General features: G+C 58.9%; 16 protein-coding genes. 11 read left to right on the top strand and 5 right to left on the bottom strand.

Annotated features, from left to right (window positions below; genetic code table 11):
* Positions 1 to 4: 4 nt before the first annotated feature.
* The 6 genes from Q4T40_01255 (at position 5) to Q4T40_01230 (ending at position 6742) form a co-directional block, all read left to right on the top strand.
* Positions 5 to 469, top strand: coding sequence for a GNAT family N-acetyltransferase (locus tag Q4T40_01255; protein MDT8899877.1), 465 nt, complete (start codon positions 5 to 7; stop codon positions 467 to 469).
* A 72-nt stretch (positions 470 to 541) separates the two neighbouring features.
* A complete protein-coding gene (locus tag Q4T40_01250) occupies positions 542 to 2203 on the top strand; it encodes a ribonuclease J (protein ID MDT8899876.1) in 1662 nt (553 codons plus the stop codon).
* 213 nt (positions 2204 to 2416) lie between these two features.
* The gene (locus Q4T40_01245; protein MDT8899875.1) at positions 2417 to 2893 is read left to right on the top strand and encodes an NAD(P)H-dependent oxidoreductase subunit E; all 477 of its coding nucleotides are present in this window, start codon (positions 2417 to 2419) and stop codon (positions 2891 to 2893) included.
* Position 2894: 1 nt separating this feature from the next.
* Complete coding sequence (gene nuoF, locus Q4T40_01240; protein ID MDT8899874.1) at positions 2895 to 4769, top strand: NADH-quinone oxidoreductase subunit NuoF; 1875 nt, start codon at positions 2895 to 2897, stop codon at positions 4767 to 4769.
* A gap of 4 nt (positions 4770 to 4773) precedes the next feature.
* Positions 4774 to 6462 carry a [FeFe] hydrogenase, group A gene (locus Q4T40_01235; GenBank protein ID MDT8899873.1) on the top strand — a complete coding sequence of 563 codons (1689 nt, stop codon included), beginning with the start codon at positions 4774 to 4776 and terminating at the stop codon, positions 6460 to 6462.
* Positions 6463 to 6469: 7 nt separating this feature from the next.
* A complete protein-coding gene (locus Q4T40_01230) occupies positions 6470 to 6742 on the top strand; it encodes a (2Fe-2S) ferredoxin domain-containing protein (GenBank protein MDT8899872.1) in 273 nt (90 codons plus the stop codon).
* 66 nt (positions 6743 to 6808) lie between these two features.
* Here Q4T40_01230 and Q4T40_01225 read toward each other — a convergent pair whose 3' ends face one another.
* The 3 genes from Q4T40_01225 to Q4T40_01215 are packed head-to-tail and all read right to left on the bottom strand — an operon-like array spanning position 6809 to position 9099.
* The gene (locus Q4T40_01225; protein MDT8899871.1) at positions 6809 to 7504 is read right to left on the bottom strand and encodes a cytochrome b/b6 domain-containing protein; all 696 of its coding nucleotides are present in this window, start codon (positions 7502 to 7504) and stop codon (positions 6809 to 6811) included.
* Positions 7504 to 7824 carry an iron hydrogenase small subunit gene (locus Q4T40_01220; protein MDT8899870.1) on the bottom strand — a complete coding sequence of 107 codons (321 nt, stop codon included), beginning with the start codon at positions 7822 to 7824 and terminating at the stop codon, positions 7504 to 7506. The genes Q4T40_01225 and Q4T40_01220 overlap by 1 nt, the downstream gene beginning before the upstream one ends.
* A gap of 12 nt (positions 7825 to 7836) precedes the next feature.
* Positions 7837 to 9099: a [FeFe] hydrogenase, group A gene (locus Q4T40_01215; protein ID MDT8899869.1), complete on the bottom strand. Its 1263-nt coding sequence runs from the start codon at positions 9097 to 9099 to the stop codon at positions 7837 to 7839.
* A 306-nt stretch (positions 9100 to 9405) separates the two neighbouring features.
* Between Q4T40_01215 and Q4T40_01210 the strand changes: the two genes are divergently transcribed.
* Genes Q4T40_01210 through Q4T40_01195 form a run of 4 tightly spaced genes read left to right on the top strand, consistent with a single transcriptional unit; the run spans position 9406 to position 13066 of the window.
* Positions 9406 to 9744, top strand: a complete 339-nt coding sequence (locus Q4T40_01210; protein ID MDT8899868.1) for an STAS domain-containing protein — start codon at positions 9406 to 9408, stop codon at positions 9742 to 9744.
* A complete protein-coding gene (locus Q4T40_01205; protein ID MDT8899867.1) occupies positions 9741 to 10160 on the top strand; it encodes an ATP-binding protein in 420 nt (139 codons plus the stop codon). The genes Q4T40_01210 and Q4T40_01205 overlap by 4 nt, the downstream gene beginning before the upstream one ends.
* Positions 10147 to 11148 carry an ABC transporter substrate-binding protein gene (locus Q4T40_01200; GenBank protein ID MDT8899866.1) on the top strand — a complete coding sequence of 334 codons (1002 nt, stop codon included), beginning with the start codon at positions 10147 to 10149 and terminating at the stop codon, positions 11146 to 11148. Before Q4T40_01205 ends, Q4T40_01200 begins: the two co-directional genes overlap by 14 nt.
* Positions 11138 to 13066: a SpoIIE family protein phosphatase gene (locus Q4T40_01195; GenBank protein MDT8899865.1), complete on the top strand. Its 1929-nt coding sequence runs from the start codon at positions 11138 to 11140 to the stop codon at positions 13064 to 13066. The genes Q4T40_01200 and Q4T40_01195 overlap by 11 nt, the downstream gene beginning before the upstream one ends.
* Positions 13067 to 13177: 111 nt before the next feature.
* Here the strand turns inward: Q4T40_01195 and Q4T40_01190 are convergent, their stop codons facing one another.
* Together Q4T40_01190 and Q4T40_01185 are read right to left on the bottom strand one after the other, a co-directional pair.
* The gene (locus Q4T40_01190) at positions 13178 to 13573 is read right to left on the bottom strand and encodes an iron-sulfur cluster assembly scaffold protein (protein MDT8899864.1); all 396 of its coding nucleotides are present in this window, start codon (positions 13571 to 13573) and stop codon (positions 13178 to 13180) included.
* Positions 13574 to 13664: 91 nt separating this feature from the next.
* The gene (locus tag Q4T40_01185) at positions 13665 to 14126 is read right to left on the bottom strand and encodes a C-GCAxxG-C-C family (seleno)protein (GenBank protein ID MDT8899863.1); all 462 of its coding nucleotides are present in this window, start codon (positions 14124 to 14126) and stop codon (positions 13665 to 13667) included.
* Positions 14127 to 14818: 692 nt separating this feature from the next.
* On the opposite strand from Q4T40_01185, the gene Q4T40_01180 reads away from it, so the two are divergent.
* Positions 14819 to 16294, top strand: coding sequence for a YdiU family protein (locus Q4T40_01180; protein ID MDT8899862.1), 1476 nt, complete (start codon positions 14819 to 14821; stop codon positions 16292 to 16294).
* Positions 16295 to 16307: the final 13 nt, after the last annotated feature.

Raw genomic sequence — 16307 nt, 5'->3', positions numbered from 1 at the left:
ACTGATGATCGAGCTGATAACGGAGAATGAACCTGGCGTAACGAGGCGTCTGGTAGAACTGGAAACCGAGGCTTTCGGCGCCGGTGGCATGAACGAGTGGCATCTTGTTCCCCTCATCAGGCACGGACGGGTATTCGCTTTCCGCAAAGACGGGGAAATCATCGGCGCCATCCAATACCTGCTCGATTGGAACGACCGAAATAAAGCATACGTGGTCGGTATTTCCATCGCCAAAGAATGGCGGGGCCGCAGTTTCGGCACCGAGTTGCTGGCCAAATCGCTCAAAGTGTTGTCGCAAGAGGGAATCGCCGCAGTTGAATTGACGGTCGACCCCAATAACGCGGCCGCCATCAAAGTATACCGGGATAAACTGGGCTTTAAGGACATCGGTTCATTGACCGACGAATACGGCTCAGGCGAGGACAGACTGGTAATGAAGAAAACGTTCGCCGCTTCCGCTCCGGCGTGATGCACGGCCGGGAGCCTTGAGGGGTCCCGGTTTGAATACCCGGCTGAAGCGGCATATATGGGAGGGATCGACTTGGACAAGCAGGACAAGCTTATGATCATCCCCCTGGGTGGTCTCGGCGAGATCGGCAAGAATCTGACGGTCTTCAGGTTTGGCGACGACATTGTCGTCCTCGACTGCGGGCTGGCGTTCCCCGATGAAGACATGCTAGGCATCGACCTGGTCATCCCCGACATGACCTACCTGATCGACAACAAGGATAAAATCCGCGCCGTCGTGCTGACCCACGGCCACGAGGACCATATCGGCTCGCTTTTCTACCTCCTGCGCCATGCCGACGTTCCTGTCTACGGCTCCCGGCTGACGTTGGGCTTGGTGGAAGGACGCCTGAAGGAGAACAACGTCACTGACCGAAAGCTGGTCCCGGTCGCGGCCGGAGATATCATCAAGGCCGGCCGGTTCGAAATCGGCTTCATCCGTGTCAACCACTCGATTGCCGACGCTCTGGGAATATACTTCCGGACGCCGGTGGGGGTAGTCGTCCACACCGGCGATTTTAAAATCGACCAGACCCCGGTCGACGGCCAGATCATCGACATTCACAAGTTCGCCGAGCTCGGCAACCAGGGTGTTCTGGTCCTCCTGTCCGACAGCACAAACGCCGAGCGACCCGGGTACACCAAATCAGAATTCACCGTCAGCGAGGCTCTGGACGAAAGATTCGCCGCCGCCAAAGGGCGAATAATCCTCACCACCTTCGCCTCCAATGTCTCCCGTCTGCAGCAGGCTATCAATGCCGGCTGCAAGTACGGCCGCAAGGTCGCCGTTCTCGGCCGCAGCATGGTCAACGTAGTCACCAAGGCTATTGATCTGGGCTATATGAGCATACCCGAAGGCGTCCTGATCGATATCGACGAAATCAACCGCTACCCCGCGAACCGCATCCTCATTCTCACTACCGGCAGCCAGGGCGAACCGATGGCAGCCCTTAGCCGTCTGGCGCACGGCAGCCACCGCAACGTCGAGCTCAACCCGGGGGATACGGTGGTGATCTCAGCCACGCCCATCCCCGGCAACGAACGTTCGGTAGGCAGGATTATCGACGGCCTGCTCCGCCTCGGGGTCGAAGTCATCTACGAAAAATCGTCCGGCATCCATGTTTCCGGCCATGCCAGCCAGGAAGAACTGAAACTGATCCTTAACCTCGTCCGCCCCAAATATCTCATCCCTGTCCACGGCGAATTCCGCATGCTGAAGAACCACGGCAAGATCGCCGAAGGCGTCGGTATTCCCCGGGAAAACATCTTTTTCGGCGAGAACGGCCATGTGTTCGAATTCACCGCCGAAACCGGCCGGTTCGCCGGCAAGGTGCCCGCCGGCCAGGTCTTCGTCGACGGGGCCGGGATCGGCGATGTCGGCAACATCGTCATCAGGGACCGCCGCCAACTGTCCCAGGAGGGCGTGATGATCGTCGTCCTCGCCCTCGATAAGCAGCGGGGCATTGTCGTCTCGGGGCCAGACATCGTCTCCCGCGGTTTCATCTATATGAGAGACTCCGAAGAATTGATCAGGGACGCCCGCAGGGTCGTCAAAGAAGTGCTGGAACGCGGCGAAAACAAGCCGATAACAGAGTGGGCCCCCCTGAAAAGCAGCATCCGCGAATCTCTAGGTAAATACCTGTTCGGCAAAACCGGCCGCAAGCCGGTCATTCTGCCGATTATAATCGATTTGTAGCCTTTTGGCCAAGCACCCGCGCGGAACGTGCAAACGTTCCGCGCTTTTTTTCGTGGCAAGATCGGCAAACGTGCGCGAGATGGCGCAAAACAAGTGGCAAAAATTAATCGCCGGACATTGAGAAATTTTTCACAAAACTTATTGCTAAGAGACCAGCGAAAGTGTACACTAAAAGTAAGTTAAAATTTTCACAATATCAATGGAGGTCACGCCATGAAAGCTGCGATCGACTTCGGGGAATTGGATGCCATTCTGACAAAATACGGACACAAAGCGAACAATATAATCCCTATCCTCCAGGACACCCAGGCGAAGTATCGCTATCTCCCCCGCGAAGCCTTCCCGTACCTTTCGGAAAAGCTCGGCATTAGCACCGCCAGGATTTACAGCGTCGCGACCTTTTACGAGAACTTCTCCCTGGAGCCCAAAGGCAAATACGTGATAAAGATTTGCGACGGCACCGCCTGCCATGTAAGGAAATCCATTCCCATCCTTGAGCGCCTGCGAAAAGAGCTGGGACTGTCAGAAAGCAAGGCAACCACCGACGATCTCCTCTTCACGGTGGAAACCGTTTCCTGCCTTGGCGCGTGCGGGCTCGCTCCCGTACTCACCGTCAACGACAAGGTCTACCCCGCCATGACGCCGGAGAAGGCCAGCGAACTGCTCGCGAAACTCAAGGAGGCGAACTGACATGCTGCTATCCAGGGAAGCCCTGCAAAACGCCAGGGCCAAGTATAAAAACGCCCTTGAGGCCCAGCAAAAGAAGATTCTCGTCTGCGCCGGCACGGGCTGTGTAGCCGGCGGGTCGCTCGACATTCACGCCGAACTGGTGCGGCTGATAAACGAACAGGGACTTGCCTGCTCCGTCAATCTCGAACACGAGCCCCACGGCGAAGAGGTAGGCGTCAAGAAAAGCGGCTGCCACGGCTTCTGCGAAATGGGGCCCCTGGTAAGAATCGAGCCGCAGGGCTGGCTGTATATCAAAGTAAAGCTTGAGGACTGCGCCGAGATTGTCGCCGAAACGATTGTCGGCGGTCGGTTCATCGAGCGGCTGGCTTACAAGAAGAACGGCCAGACCTACCCCACCCAGGAAGACATCCCCTTCTACAAGAAGCAGACCCGACTGGTGCTTGAGCACTGCGGCCACATCGACGCCACCTCGCTTAAAGAGTATCTTGCCATCGGCGGTTACAGCGCTTTCGAAAAAGCCCTCTTCGCCATGACACCCGACGAAATCGTCAAGGAGATCGACGAATCCAACCTCCGCGGCCGCGGCGGCGGCGGCTACCCGGCGGGCCGTAAATGGTCCCAGGTAAAACGCCAGAAAGAGCCGCAAAAATACGTCGTCTGTAACGGCGACGAAGGTGACCCGGGAGCTTTCATGGACAGGAGCGTCATGGAGGGAGACCCCCACCGGATGCTCGAAGGCATGATGATCGCCGGCTTCGCCTGCGGGGCCTCCGAAGGCTATATTTACGTACGGGCCGAGTATCCTTTGGCGATCGATCGCCTGGAGACGGCGATCGCCGAAGCCCGGGAATGCGGCCTGCTCGGTAAGAACATCCTCGGCTCCGGGTTCGATTTCGACATATCGATCAGTAAAGGCGCCGGCGCGTTCGTGTGCGGCGAGGGCAGCGCCCTTACCGCCTCCATCGAAGGCAACCGCGGCATGCCGCGGGTCAAGCCCCCGCGCACCGTAGAACAGGGACTCTACGCAAAACCTACCGTCCTGAACAACGTCGAGACCTTTGCCAACGTGCCGCTCATAATTCTCAAAGGCGCCGCCTGGTATAAGACCGTCGGCCCGGAAAAAAGCCCCGGCACCAAGGCCTTCGCCCTCACCGGCAACATCGAGAACACCGGCTTGATCGAAGTTCCTATGGGCACCACCCTCAGAGAGGTAATTTTCGACATCGGCGGCGGCATCCGCGGCGGCGCGGGCTTCAAAGCCGTACAGATCGGCGGCCCCTCCGGCGGCTGCCTAACCAACCAGCACCTGGACCTGCCGCTCGACTTCGATTCGTTGAAAAAAGCCGGCGCTATGATCGGCTCAGGCGGACTGGTCGTCATGGACGAACACACCTGTATGGTGGAAGTGGCCCGTTTCTTCATGAACTTCACCCAGAACGAATCCTGCGGCAAATGTCTGCCATGCCGCGAAGGCACCAAGCGGATGCTCGAGATCCTCGAACGGATCGTTGCCGGCCAGGGCGAAGCGGGTGATATCGACATGCTGCTAGAACTGGCTGACACCATCTCCGCCACCGCCCTGTGCGGCCTCGGTAAAACCGCCGCCTTCCCCGTCGTCAGCACCATCAAATACTTCCGCGACGAATATGAAGCCCATGTGAACGAAAAGCGCTGCCCGTCCAAGACCTGTCAGAAGCTAAAAAAGATCTACATCGACGCCGCGCTCTGCAAGGGCTGCTCGAAATGCGCGCGCCTCTGTCCGGTCGGCGCCATCTCCGGCGCCATCAAGGAGCCGTTCGTCATCGACGCCGGCAAATGCGTAAAATGCGGCGCGTGTCTCGAATCATGCGCCTTCAAGGCGATAAAGGAGGACTGACGCCGTGAGCACCGAGTTCATGCTGATCGACAACATACCGGTGGAAATAACCGGGGAAAAAAATATCCTCGCCGTCATCCGTAAAATCGGCATCGATCTGCCCACCTTCTGTTATTACTCGGAGCTGTCGGTCTACGGCGCCTGCCGCATGTGCGTCGTCGAAGACAAGTGGGGCGACATCCATGCCGCCTGTTCCACCCCGCCCAAGGCGGGTATGGAAATCCGCACGAACACGCCCCGGCTCCGCAAATACCGCAAGATGATCCTCGAACTTTTCCTTGCCAACCACTGCCGCGACTGCACCACCTGCGAGAAGAACGGCAAATGCAAGCTGCAGGAGCTGGCCCAGCGGTTCGGCATAAAACAGGTCCGCTTCAACAACACTTCCGGCGAGCCCAACCTCGACACCTCCTCGCTCTGCATCGTCCGCGACAAAAGCAAATGCATCCTGTGCGGCGACTGCGTGCGGATGTGCGACGAGGTCCAGAAAGTCGGCGCCATCGACTTCGCCTACCGCGGCTCGAAGATGCGCGTCAGCCCCGCCTTCGACGAACCGATCGCCAACACCAACTGTGTCGGGTGCGGCCAGTGCGCCGCCGTCTGCCCGACCGGCGCCATCGTCGTCCGCGACGACACCGCCAAACTGTGGCAGGACATCAGCGACAAGGACGCCAAGGTAGTCGTGCAGATCGCCCCGGCGGTCAGGGTGGGCATCGGCAAGGAGTTCGGCCTCGCCGAGGGTGAAAATGTCATGGGCCGGATCGTTGCCGCGCTAAAGCGCATGGGCGTCGACGAAGTGTTCGACACGTCCACCGGCGCCGACCTCACCGTCCTCGAAGAAGCGGGCGAATTTCTGGCGAAGCTGCAGAAGGGCGAAAAACTGCCGCTGTTCACCTCGTGCTGCCCCGCATGGGTGCAGTTCGCTGAAAACAACTACCCCGAGCTTATGGCCAACATCTCCACCTGCCGGTCGCCGATGCAGATGTTCGCCTCGGTGCTCAAGGAACATTACCGTCATTCCAACCGGCGGACCGTCGTCGTGGCTGTCATGCCCTGCACCGCCAAAAAATTTGAGGGCGCCCGCGATGAATTCATGGAAAACGGCGTCCGTAACGTCGATTACGTCATTACCACCCAGGAGCTTGTGAAGATGATCCGGGAGGCCGGCATTGTCTTCTCCGAAGTCGAGCCCGAATCGGTTGACATGCCGTTCGGGGCCGTCAGCGGCGCCGGCGTGATCTTCGGGGTTACGGGCGGCGTCACCGAGGCGGTGATACGGCGACTCGCCGACGACAAGTCGGTGTCCGCGCTCAGGGCGCTCGCCTTCACCGGCGTCCGCGGCCTTCACGGCGTCAAGGAAGCGAGCATCGAGTACGCCGGCCGCGAAGTGAGGATCGCTATCGTCAGCGGCCTCAAGAATGCCGACAACCTTATCAGGCAGATCAAGAGCGGCGAAAAGCACTACGACTTCATCGAGGTCATGGCCTGCCCCGGCGGCTGCATTGCCGGCGCCGGCCAGCCGGTCACCAACGAAGAGGGCAGAAAGCGCCGCAGCGCCGGCCTGTATGACGCCGACCGCATGAGCAGCATCAAGCGCTCGGAGGAAAACCCGGTGATAATGGCTCTTTACAGCGGCCTGCTAAAGGGCAAAGTGCACAAGCTACTCCATGTGGAGTATCGCAGAAAGGCGTGAGTGCATTATGAAAATAAGGGTTTGCATCGGCAGCGCCTGTCACCTTAAAGGCTCCTACAACGTAATCAACTCCCTCCAGCAACTGGTCGAAGAATACCATGTCGTCGACGAGGTCGAAATCCACGCATCCTTTTGCCTGGGCGTCTGCTCCCGGGCGGTGTCGGTTAAGATCGACGAGGGCGACGTGCAGAGTGTCTCCGGGGCGACGGTGCGGGACTTCTTCATCGAAAACGTCCTGCCCGCGGTGAAGCGGCCGGAGCCCGTACAGGCAGAGAAATAGGCGCAAAAACGAAAGCTTCCGAGGATTAGCCTCGGAAGCTTTCATTTTTGCGCGCAATCCGGCACCTCAGGCCCTCTGCACATAACTGTTTTTTTCCGTCCCCCGGCCCGCGACCGGTTCGATGTCCTTATCCACCCACAGCGGGTTGTGGTCCGCGGCTTCGGCCAGCGGCTGGGTGCCGTCGCCGAACATCGCCTTGAACTCGCCCCAGTTGTAAACACCGAGAAACATATGGACGAAAAGGAAGAGACCCATATAAAGGCCAAGGACAAGGTGGACGGTGTTTGTGATCCTGATAAGTTCTTTGGGAGCCAACGGGATGAAGGCGTACAATATCCAGCCGGTGACGATGAGAACGGGACCGAGGAACAACAGACAGAGGCCGAAAATTTTTTGACCGGAATTGACCTTGCCCATGGGCGGCACGAGGATCTTTTTCCCTAACAGCATCTTCTGCGGGTAGCCGCCGCCCACGAGCAGCCAGCCGACGTCGCGGTCGTCCCAGGAAAAGTTGCGCCTGATAAAGCCTGCTATGCGGTCGAGGCACAACAGCGCGTACAGGACGCAGGAGACGGTGAGGACGGCGGCGCCGGCGATATGGATTTTCATCGCCAGATTGACGAAGTCCTCGCTCCCCGGTTTGTACCAGATGACAAAACCCGTTAAAGCCGCTGGCAGGAAACCGAGAATAAGCCCCCAGTGGAAGAGGCGCGAGCAGAGGGGATGTTTGAGGACGCGCTGTCCGTCGTCATGATGGTCCATCAACTTTTCCCTCCCAGCCTGGTTCTGTTCACATAGCGGGTGTGGAAGAGTTCTTCGGCCAGCGGGCTCAGGGGCTTGCCGGCGAAATTTCCGTACATTTCGGCGACCGCCGGATTGTTGTGGCTCTGGCGTATTTTAGCCTTGGCATCGTCTTTGTACATCCCGGCGGCCCGCATTTTTATGTATCTGGTGCGGTCGACGAAAATATCGGTGGTAACGTAGGCGCCCGCCCACAGAAGGGCGGCTCCCGCTCCGGCCAGTCCAAGGAACTCGCGGCGGGACACCTTGATGGCTTTTTCCACGTAATCGTACTTTGCCATGTCGATACCTCCTTATGCCCACGGCAGAACGACTTTAAACTTGTCGATCCACGACGTTCCCATCGGGTTGATAGGCTGCCCGCCGCCATTCACGCAGCCGCCGGGGCAGTTCATCACCTCGATGAAATGGTAGGGCGACGTGCCGGCGGCAACGGCGGCCACCACGGGGGCGAGATTTTCCTTGATCCCGTGGACCACGGCCACCTTGAGAACAATTTCCCGGCCGGTCTTGACATCCTTCATGGCCACACTTGCCTCCTTGACGCCCTTCAGGCCGCGTACCGGGGTGAATTCGAGGGTGGCGAGTTCCCGACCGGTGATGACGAAATAGGCGGTCCTGAGCGCCGCTTCCATCACGCCGCCGGTGTTGCCAAAGATGGTACCGGCGCCGCTATAGCGGGCGAGCGGGTTGTCGGCATCGGCTACGCCGGGGGCGGTGGCAAGGGAAATGTTCATCTTTTTAAGCAGCCGGGCAAGGTCGCGGGTGGTGATAACCGTGTCGACATCGGGGTAATTGCCTGTCGCGCCCTGCTTGCGCCAGTAAAGGGCCGCGCTGCCGAACTCCGGCCTTGAGGCTTCGAATTTTTTGGCTGTGCAGGGCATGACGCCGACGACGTACATGTTTTCCGGGCTCACCCTGAAAACCGTGTTGGCACCATAAGTTTTCGCGAGTGCTCCGGCCATCTGCTGGGGCGATTTAGCCGACGAGAGGTGCGGTAATATATCGGGATAGCTAAGCTCGGCGTGGCGGACCCAGGCCGGGCAACAGGAAGTAAACTGGGGGAGCGGCCCGAGAAGGTGTCCATGGGCGGGTTCGCCCAGGGCAAAGTGGCGGATCTTGGCGATCAGTTCGCTGCCTTCCTCCATAATGCACTGGTCAGCGGCAAAGTTGTTGTCGAAGATTTTGAAGCCGGCCTGCTGCATCGCTCCGTAGAGTTTTTCGGTGGCCAGGGTGCCGGGTTCCAGGCCGAATTCCTCGCCGATGGCGACTCGTACCGCAGGGGCGATAACGCCTACGACGGTAGCGCGGCTGTCCTTAAGTTTGGCGATGACCGCGTCGACGCTGTCGACAGTGTCCTGGGGCGCGCCGAAGGGGCAATTGACCAGGCACTGGCCGCAGAAAAGACATTTCTCGTTATCCACGCTATGTACGGCGCCATATTTGCCGGTAATCGCGCCGGCGGGACAAAACGTCTTGCAGGCATCGCAGCCCTTGCATTTCCTGCGGTCAATCTCGATGACGGACGCCAGTTCCCGCTGTTGAAATCCTTTCATAGAACCCCCTCCCGAAAACTCGGTATGATGGTCAGACCACTATATAAATATTAGGTTATATAGTTATAACTTGTCAATGAATTTTTTTCAATATTGCGAAAGTGAAAAAATGTACATAGTACCGGCTCAAAGTCATTCCGGCCGGCAAATCAAGAGACGGTTATCCTCGCTGCCTTTTCTCTGTTTGACCGGCACACTTTGTTTGCGCTTTGGGGAAGGAATATTCTCCATGCTATAGAAAAAAGTGTAGTTAGTACGACATAAAACGACGAATTGGCCTGGAGCCGGCAGATAGGAGATGGTCTGATGAAATTTGTGTCTTATCAGGAAAAGGGTTTTCTGGTGGTAAAGGTGGAAGGGCGAATGGATATCGCCTCATCCCCGGAGTTCGAAAAAAGCTGTGCGACCCTTATTGAACAGGGCCACCAGCGGTTCGTCATCGATTTTTCCGGCCTTGAATACATCAGCAGCGCCGGCCTGCGCAGCATCTTAGCTATCGCCAAGAAGCTCAAAGGCGCCGGCGGCAGCCTGTCCCTTTGCTCTCTGACCGGTCTCGTCAAGGAAGTGTTCGACCTCTCGGGGTTCGACAACTTCCTGCCAGTTTTCGCGGACGTGGAACAAGCTCTGGCGGGTGGCGGCAAATGAAACAGGTAGCGGAAAACACCTTCACCGCCAGTATCGAGAATATTCCCCAGATGGTTGCGTTCGTGGCCGAGAACGCCGCGGCGGTCGGCGTCCACCCCAAGAGGGTAATGCATTTGGAACTGGCGACCGAAGAAGCGGTTACCAATATCTGCAGCTATGCTTACGAGGTCCCTCCCGGCCTGGTGTCCATCCGCATCTCCCGTTCGGACGTCGCCGTGCAGGTAGACTTCAGCGACAACGGCGTACCCTTCGATCCGCTGGCCGCAGAAGCGCCGGATATTCAGGCCGACCTGGACAATCGGGAAATCGGGGGGCTGGGAATATTCCTTATCAGACGCCTGCTCGACGAAGTCCATTACCACCGCCGCGACAACCGGAATATCCTGACGCTGGTAATCAAGAATGCGCCCGAATAAAACCTTCTTGATCGTCCTGGCCGCCGTTTTGGCGGCCGCCCTGCTATCCCCGACGCCCCCGGCCGCCGCCGCGGGGAAGCCGGTGGAACTGATGCTCCAGTGGACCCACCAGGCCCAGTTCGCCGGCTATTACGTGGCCGCCGCCAAAGGAATCTATAAGGCACACGGCCTTGATGTCAGGATAATCGCCGGCGGCCCCGGCCTTGACCCAATGAACGAGCTTGCCGACGGCAATGTCGACTTTGTCAGCGCCTGGCTGTCGACCGCCCTCATCCGCCGCGAGGAAGGACTGCCGCTCGTCAATGTGGCTCAGATCGTCAACAGGTCGAATCTGCTGATGATAAGCTGGAAAGATTGGGCCGGCGGGTCTCCCAGGGATCTCGACGGCCGGCGGATAAGCGTCTGGGAAGGAGACTTCCGGGCACCCTATCTGGCGTGGCTGCAAGCCGAAGGAGTGGAGCCTGCGGCGATCTACCCCCAGTACTACTCGGTCAACCTGTTTCTCCGCAGGGGCGTCGACGCCTGTTCGGCCATGTACTACAACGAATATCACATGCTGTACCAGGCCGGGGTCAACGAGGACGAACGCAGCGTCTTCTTTCTGAAAGACTATGGCTTCGGCTTTCCCGAGGACGGCCTCTACTGTACGGAAAACACCATCAGACTGGACCGGGAAATGGTCGCGGCCTTCCGGGCGGCCTCGCTGGAAGGGTGGCGGTACGCGGCCGAACATCCTGATGAAGCCCTCGACATTACTATGGAATACGTCACCGCCGCTAATGTCGCCACCAACCGCCCCCATATGAAATGGATGCTGGAAAAAATCCTGACAAGCATCGTGCCCGGTGGCAAAGACCCCTGGACACTCGGCAAGCTGGCCAGGGACGACTACGAAAAAACGGTCCAGATGATGAGGGGGCAGAAGATGCTCCATAGCCAGCCCACGTACGAGGCGTTTACAGGCGAGGTGACGGCCCGTGTTCCATAACATGAGTATCCGCTGGCGCTTGTTCGCTTCTGTACTGGCCGCCGCCGCCTTAATCCTGGCGACGGTCATCGGCTACGGATACCTTGAGGCGCGCCATATGCTGGAGGAGGAACTCGAAGCCAAGGCCTGGCAGCTTTCAAACGCCACCGCCAACAGAATACTAACGGTGGAAACGACGGTGGAGAAAGTGGCCGGCGGCCTGGCAGCGGCCACGGTAATGAGCCCCGATGCGCAGGACGGCCTTTACCCGCTGCTGGAGCGCTTACTAGCCGATAATGAGGAGATTTCCGGGATCGCTGTTGCTTGGGAGCCGGCTTACATGGCCCGGGCCGGAGGCGGCGTTTCCCCGTCCGTGTACCGGGTCGGCAACCGGGTAGCCCGGGGCAACCTCGCTGCCGGAGGCGCCAATTATACCGTTACCGACTGGTACGCCCTGCCGCGCAATCTCCTCCTTCCCTGCTGGAGTGAGCCCCATTCGGCCGGCAGCGGCAACGATACACTGATGGTGACCTACTCCGTGCCCCTTTATGCTCAGACCGGCAAGAATTCCTTCATCGGCGTCGTAAAATGCGACGTATCGCTCGAATGGCTCCACGAACTCCTGCTGTCTCTGCCGCTGGAGCAGAACGGCTACGCTTTTCTGTTGTCCCGCAACGGCACCTATGTCGCCCATCCGCAGAAAAACTTTATTCTTAAAGAAAACATCTTCAGCCGCGCCGAGGAACAAGGCAACCCCCTCCTCCGCAAGCTTGGCCGCGAAATGGTCAAAGGCCGCAGCGGCTACATCCGCTACGATAACATTGTCAGCGATGAAAAAGGCTGGTTGCTTTATCAGCCGATTTCTTCCACCGGCTGGGTGCTGGGAGTATTCTTCCCCCAGGAGGCGATGACCGCCAAAGTCATCGAACTTAGCCGCAAGGAAGCGGCGATCGGGCTGATCGGGTTCCTGCTGCTGCTGCCGGTTATGCTGTTCATCGCCCGCTCCATTACCCGGCCGCTGCTAAAGCTGGACAAGGCTGCCAGGACCCTCGCCACCGGAGACCTCGACGCGCCGCTTCCCGAGCTTCGCGGCAAGGATGAGGTCGCCCGGCTGGCCGAGTCCTTCACCACCATGCGCAACGAACTAAAGGTCCACCTCGCCATGCTGGAACAGACGGCGGCGAACCGCGAGCGGATCGAAAGCGAGCTCAGGATCGCCCGCGATATCCAAATGGACCTTGTCCCCAAGACCTTCCCCCCCTTCCCCAATCGGCGGGAGTTCGAACTATACGCGGTTATGAACCCGGCCCGCCAGGTGGGCGGAGACTTCTACGACTTTTTCATGCCCGACGACGAGCACATTTGCGTAGCCATCGGCGACGTTTCCGGCAAAGGCGTTCCCGCGGCGCTCTTCATGGCGGTCACCCGCACCCTGCTGAGAGCCTTCCTCCAGAACGGCGACTCTCCCGGCGAAGCACTGCGCCACCTTAACGACGACCTTGCTCAGAACAACGACTACTGCATGTTCGTCACCGTCTTCTGCCTGGTTGTGCATCTGCCCAGCGGCCGCTGCCGCTTCGCGAACGGCGGCCATAACCTGCCCTGCGTGCTGCGCGCCGACGGCAGCTCGGAGTATCTTCCCAAGACGCAGGGGGCCGCTTTGGGAGTCATGGAAGGACTGCAGATCGCCGAGAGTGAGGCCTTCCTGGCCCCGGGCGACACGGCGTTCTTTTACACCGACGGCGTCACCGAAGCGATGAACTGCCGGGGAGAACTGTTCGGCGACGACAGGATGACGAAAGAACTGGCCACGCACAGGTCCCTGAGCTGTAAGGACCTGCTGGGGGCGGTGGCGGGGGCCGTTGCCGCCCACGCCGACGGCGCCGAACAGTCGGACGATATCACGATGCTGGCCTTCCGCTATTTCGGACAACGCTAGCGGCGTGCTGCCCTTCCGCCCGCCGCATGTCCCGCAACCGCCCGAAACAAAGATGCACCGGCACCCTTCCGGGTACCGGTGCGTTATTTCGCAGCTCGTATAAGCAGGCGACTAATTCTCGAAAAACTCTTTTATCTCACGCTGTTGTTTCGCCAGGTAATCCATTATCGCCGTCTGCAGCGCGCTGACACTCAGGTCGGAACAGTGCTGTTTCGCCGCTGGCAGCCCGCCCAGGGCGCGGATCACGTCCTCTTCGGTGATCTTAAGCGCCTCCTTGATGGTCTTGCCTCTGGCGAGCATGGTCGTGAGACTGCCGGCGGCGATTGCCGCCCCGCATCCGCTGGCCAGGAAGCTGACATCCCGGATGATGTCGCCGCAAACGCGGATAAACATCGTAAACTTGTCGCCGCATTCGCCGCTGTAAACGCAGCCCACTCCGTCCGCTTCCGGCATGTGCCAGGCATTGCGCGGCATCATATAATGCTCCATTACCTTCTCGGAATACATAAGATCCCCTCCCCCTATCATTATATACAAGGGAAAAACGAAGATCTCCTGCCAGCCGACAAGTATACAAACGAAGCACTACATCTCCACACTAAAGGCTTTGTGGGCCAGGGTCCTTTTTGGCGATGCCGTTTTCGCGGATATAATCCATAAGCAGCTCGGCTGTTCGACCGGTGATTTTCAGGCAGCCGCGCAGATGCTCCCTGGTCTCGAACGGATGAGGATTGAGCGCCCGGCAGCAAGTCCCGCCGAAGCTGCCGCTGAAACGGTCGTGGAAACCCTGGCTCAGACGGTACGCTTCGTCGCGGTTCTCCTCGTTGCTCCTCCGCCCCTGAAGCGCTCCCAGCACCATAATCGAAGCCGCCAGCGCGCCGCACACGCAGCCAGAGTGACCGATGCCGCCCCCGAAGCCGGCGGCGAGCCTCAGGGCGTCATCGCCCAGCCCCAGATCGAGCGCCGCGTTGAAGGACCGCAAAACCGCCTCGGCACAGTTGTAGCCCTCACGGAAATGCTGCCCCGCTAATTGTTTGACATCCATCTGCTCACTATCCACAGTTTTTCTCCTCCCGACCGACCGCGCGGTAATTCCGGCATTTCCGGCAGCCACAACAGGCTCGTCCGGAGGCGATCGTCCATTGCCAGAAATAATTCTTACCTTCGGCCCTCTATTCCTGCCTAATCACCCTAATTTGTCGACACGCCGTCCGGGCGGAAAACCGGGACGGGCATGGAGTCCTTACCTTTGGCCGGCAACGACGAGGCGCCTGAAGAACAGAATCTTCTCGACCTTTACCGTAACCCGTGTGAATGCGGATGACAGGCTGTCGCGGTAATAGACGGTTATGCCGTCCACATCCCTTTGTTCGTAAGTTTCGCTACGCGGCGGTTTACCCAGTCGCACGGACGGGAAACGGGGACTATCCCCGCATTTACCGCCGCTTCACACCCCGCCGGGGCGCTCGACGACGCGCAGGGCAATGCTTCTGTCACGTGCCTTGGCCATAATATACTCCCTGGCCCCACCCTCAATAACAAGTTCCATTCGTTAGCCTCCACCCCGAAATGCACTCTTTTCCGCCTGAGATTTCGCTTCGCAATCGTTGGGCACGAGCGCCTTCTTTTTTACTCATTGCCGGGACGGACATATTTCAATTGCCCGGATCCATACTAAAATCGACATACGAATTGTATCGCGGCACGACCAAGGCTCGCCGACGGCTATTGCGGCCGGGATAAGGAGGAAGGATGACAAAAGCGCAAACAGCTACAACGACCGGTTGGAACCTAGACAATAGTTACGCCCGACTGCCGAAACCTTTTTTCCGCATCCTCGACCCCACGCCCGTGCGATCGCCAAAATTGGTTATTCTTAACCGTCCCTTGGCCGCAACTCTCGGACTTGATATTCAGGCGCTGCAAAGCGACGAAGGAGTGGCCACGCTTGCCGGCAATCGGGTGCCCGAAGGCGCGGTGCCGCTCGCTCAGACTTACGCGGGGCACCAATTCGGGCATTTCACCATACTGGGGGATGGCCGGGCCCTTCTACTTGGCGAGCAGCTTACTCCCGAAGGCGAACGGCTAGATATCCAACTGAAGGGCTCGGGAAGAACGCCGTATTCCCGTGGTGGCGACGGCCGAGCGGCACTCGGGCCGATGCTGCGCGAGTACATCATCAGTGAAGCGATGCATGCCTTAGACATTTCCACAACCCGCAGCCTCGCCGTGGTGTCGACCGGTGAAAACGTAGTCCGGGAAACCATGCTGCCTGGCGCGGTTCTTACCCGGGTGGCGGCCAGCCATCTTCGCGTCGGTACCTTCCAGTATGCCCTAACCAGGGGGACCACCGACGATCTCCGGATCCTGGCCGACTATACGCTCAGGCGTCATTTCCCAACCGTCCCGCTTGATGAAAACCGCTATCTTTCCCTGCTGAACGCTGTGATTGAGCGCCAGGCCGCGCTGATCGCCAAATGGCAGTTGGTCGGTTTCGTCCATGGGGTGATGAACACTGACAACATGACCCTTAGCGGTGAAACTATTGATTACGGCCCCTGCGCCTTTATGGATACCTATGACCCGGCTACCGTGTTCAGTTCCATCGACGTCAACGGACGGTATGCGTACGGTAATCAACCACACATCGCCGGCTGGAATCTCGCTCGCTTCGCCGAAACCCTGCTGCCGTTGCTGCATCCCGAAGAGGCGCTGGCGATAAAGCTTGCTCAAGATGCGCTTTCCACATATCCAGAGTTGTATCAACGCAACTGGCTCGCGGGTATGAGGGCGAAACTGGGGCTGTTCAACGAGGAAACTGGCGATAACGATCTTTTCGAAGACCTTCTCGGCTTGATGCAGAAGCATCGGGCCGACTATACCAATACTTTCCGGACGTTGACCGCCGATGAGCCGGGGGAACATGGTATGTTCGCCGGCCTTGAGTTTGCCGGCTGGCGCGAGCGCTGGCTGGCAAGACTCGGAAGGCAGGAACAGCCTGCCGCCGCGGCGAAACAGCTTATGCGCGACACCAACCCGGCAATAATTCCCCGCAACCACCGGGTCGAGGCCGCGCTCGAGAGTGCGGTGAAACACGGCGACTACTCCGTGATGGAGCGACTCATCGACGTTTTGTCAGTACCCTTCGCCTACTCCGCCGCACAGACCGAATACTCCACGCCCCCGGAGCCATCCGCCTGCCCTTACCGGACCTTTTGCGGCACGTGAACCAATTGGCACT

This window comes from Selenomonadales bacterium 4137-cl (assembly GCA_032334055.1).
Taxonomy (GTDB): Bacteria; Bacillota; Negativicutes; order Sporomusales; family UBA7701; genus Anaeroselena; species Anaeroselena agilis.
The sequence above is the reverse complement of the archived record's forward strand: the minus strand, read 5'-3'. Positions and strand labels throughout refer to the sequence as shown.

What these genes read in the sequence shown, in the direction of transcription:
- Q4T40_01255 (MDT8899877.1), top strand. Translation starts at nt 5, where the DNA reads ATGATCGAGCTGATAACGGAGAATGAACCTGGCGTAACGAGGCGTCTG.
- Q4T40_01245 (MDT8899875.1), top strand. Translation starts at nt 2,417, where the DNA reads ATGAAAGCTGCGATCGACTTCGGGGAATTGGATGCCATTCTGACAAAA.
- nuoF (MDT8899874.1), top strand. Translation starts at nt 2,895, where the DNA reads ATGCTGCTATCCAGGGAAGCCCTGCAAAACGCCAGGGCCAAGTATAAA.
- Q4T40_01230 (MDT8899872.1), top strand. Translation starts at nt 6,470, where the DNA reads ATGAAAATAAGGGTTTGCATCGGCAGCGCCTGTCACCTTAAAGGCTCC.
- Q4T40_01225 (MDT8899871.1), bottom strand. Translation starts at nt 7,504, where the DNA reads ATGGACCATCATGACGACGGACAGCGCGTCCTCAAACATCCCCTCTGC.
- Q4T40_01220 (MDT8899870.1), bottom strand. Translation starts at nt 7,824, where the DNA reads ATGGCAAAGTACGATTACGTGGAAAAAGCCATCAAGGTGTCCCGCCGC.
- Q4T40_01215 (MDT8899869.1), bottom strand. Translation starts at nt 9,099, where the DNA reads ATGAAAGGATTTCAACAGCGGGAACTGGCGTCCGTCATCGAGATTGAC.
- Q4T40_01210 (MDT8899868.1), top strand. Translation starts at nt 9,406, where the DNA reads ATGAAATTTGTGTCTTATCAGGAAAAGGGTTTTCTGGTGGTAAAGGTG.
- Q4T40_01205 (MDT8899867.1), top strand. Translation starts at nt 9,741, where the DNA reads ATGAAACAGGTAGCGGAAAACACCTTCACCGCCAGTATCGAGAATATT.
- Q4T40_01200 (MDT8899866.1), top strand. Translation starts at nt 10,147, where the DNA reads ATGCGCCCGAATAAAACCTTCTTGATCGTCCTGGCCGCCGTTTTGGCG.
- Q4T40_01190 (MDT8899864.1), bottom strand. Translation starts at nt 13,573, where the DNA reads ATGTATTCCGAGAAGGTAATGGAGCATTATATGATGCCGCGCAATGCC.
- Q4T40_01180 (MDT8899862.1), top strand. Translation starts at nt 14,819, where the DNA reads ATGACAAAAGCGCAAACAGCTACAACGACCGGTTGGAACCTAGACAAT.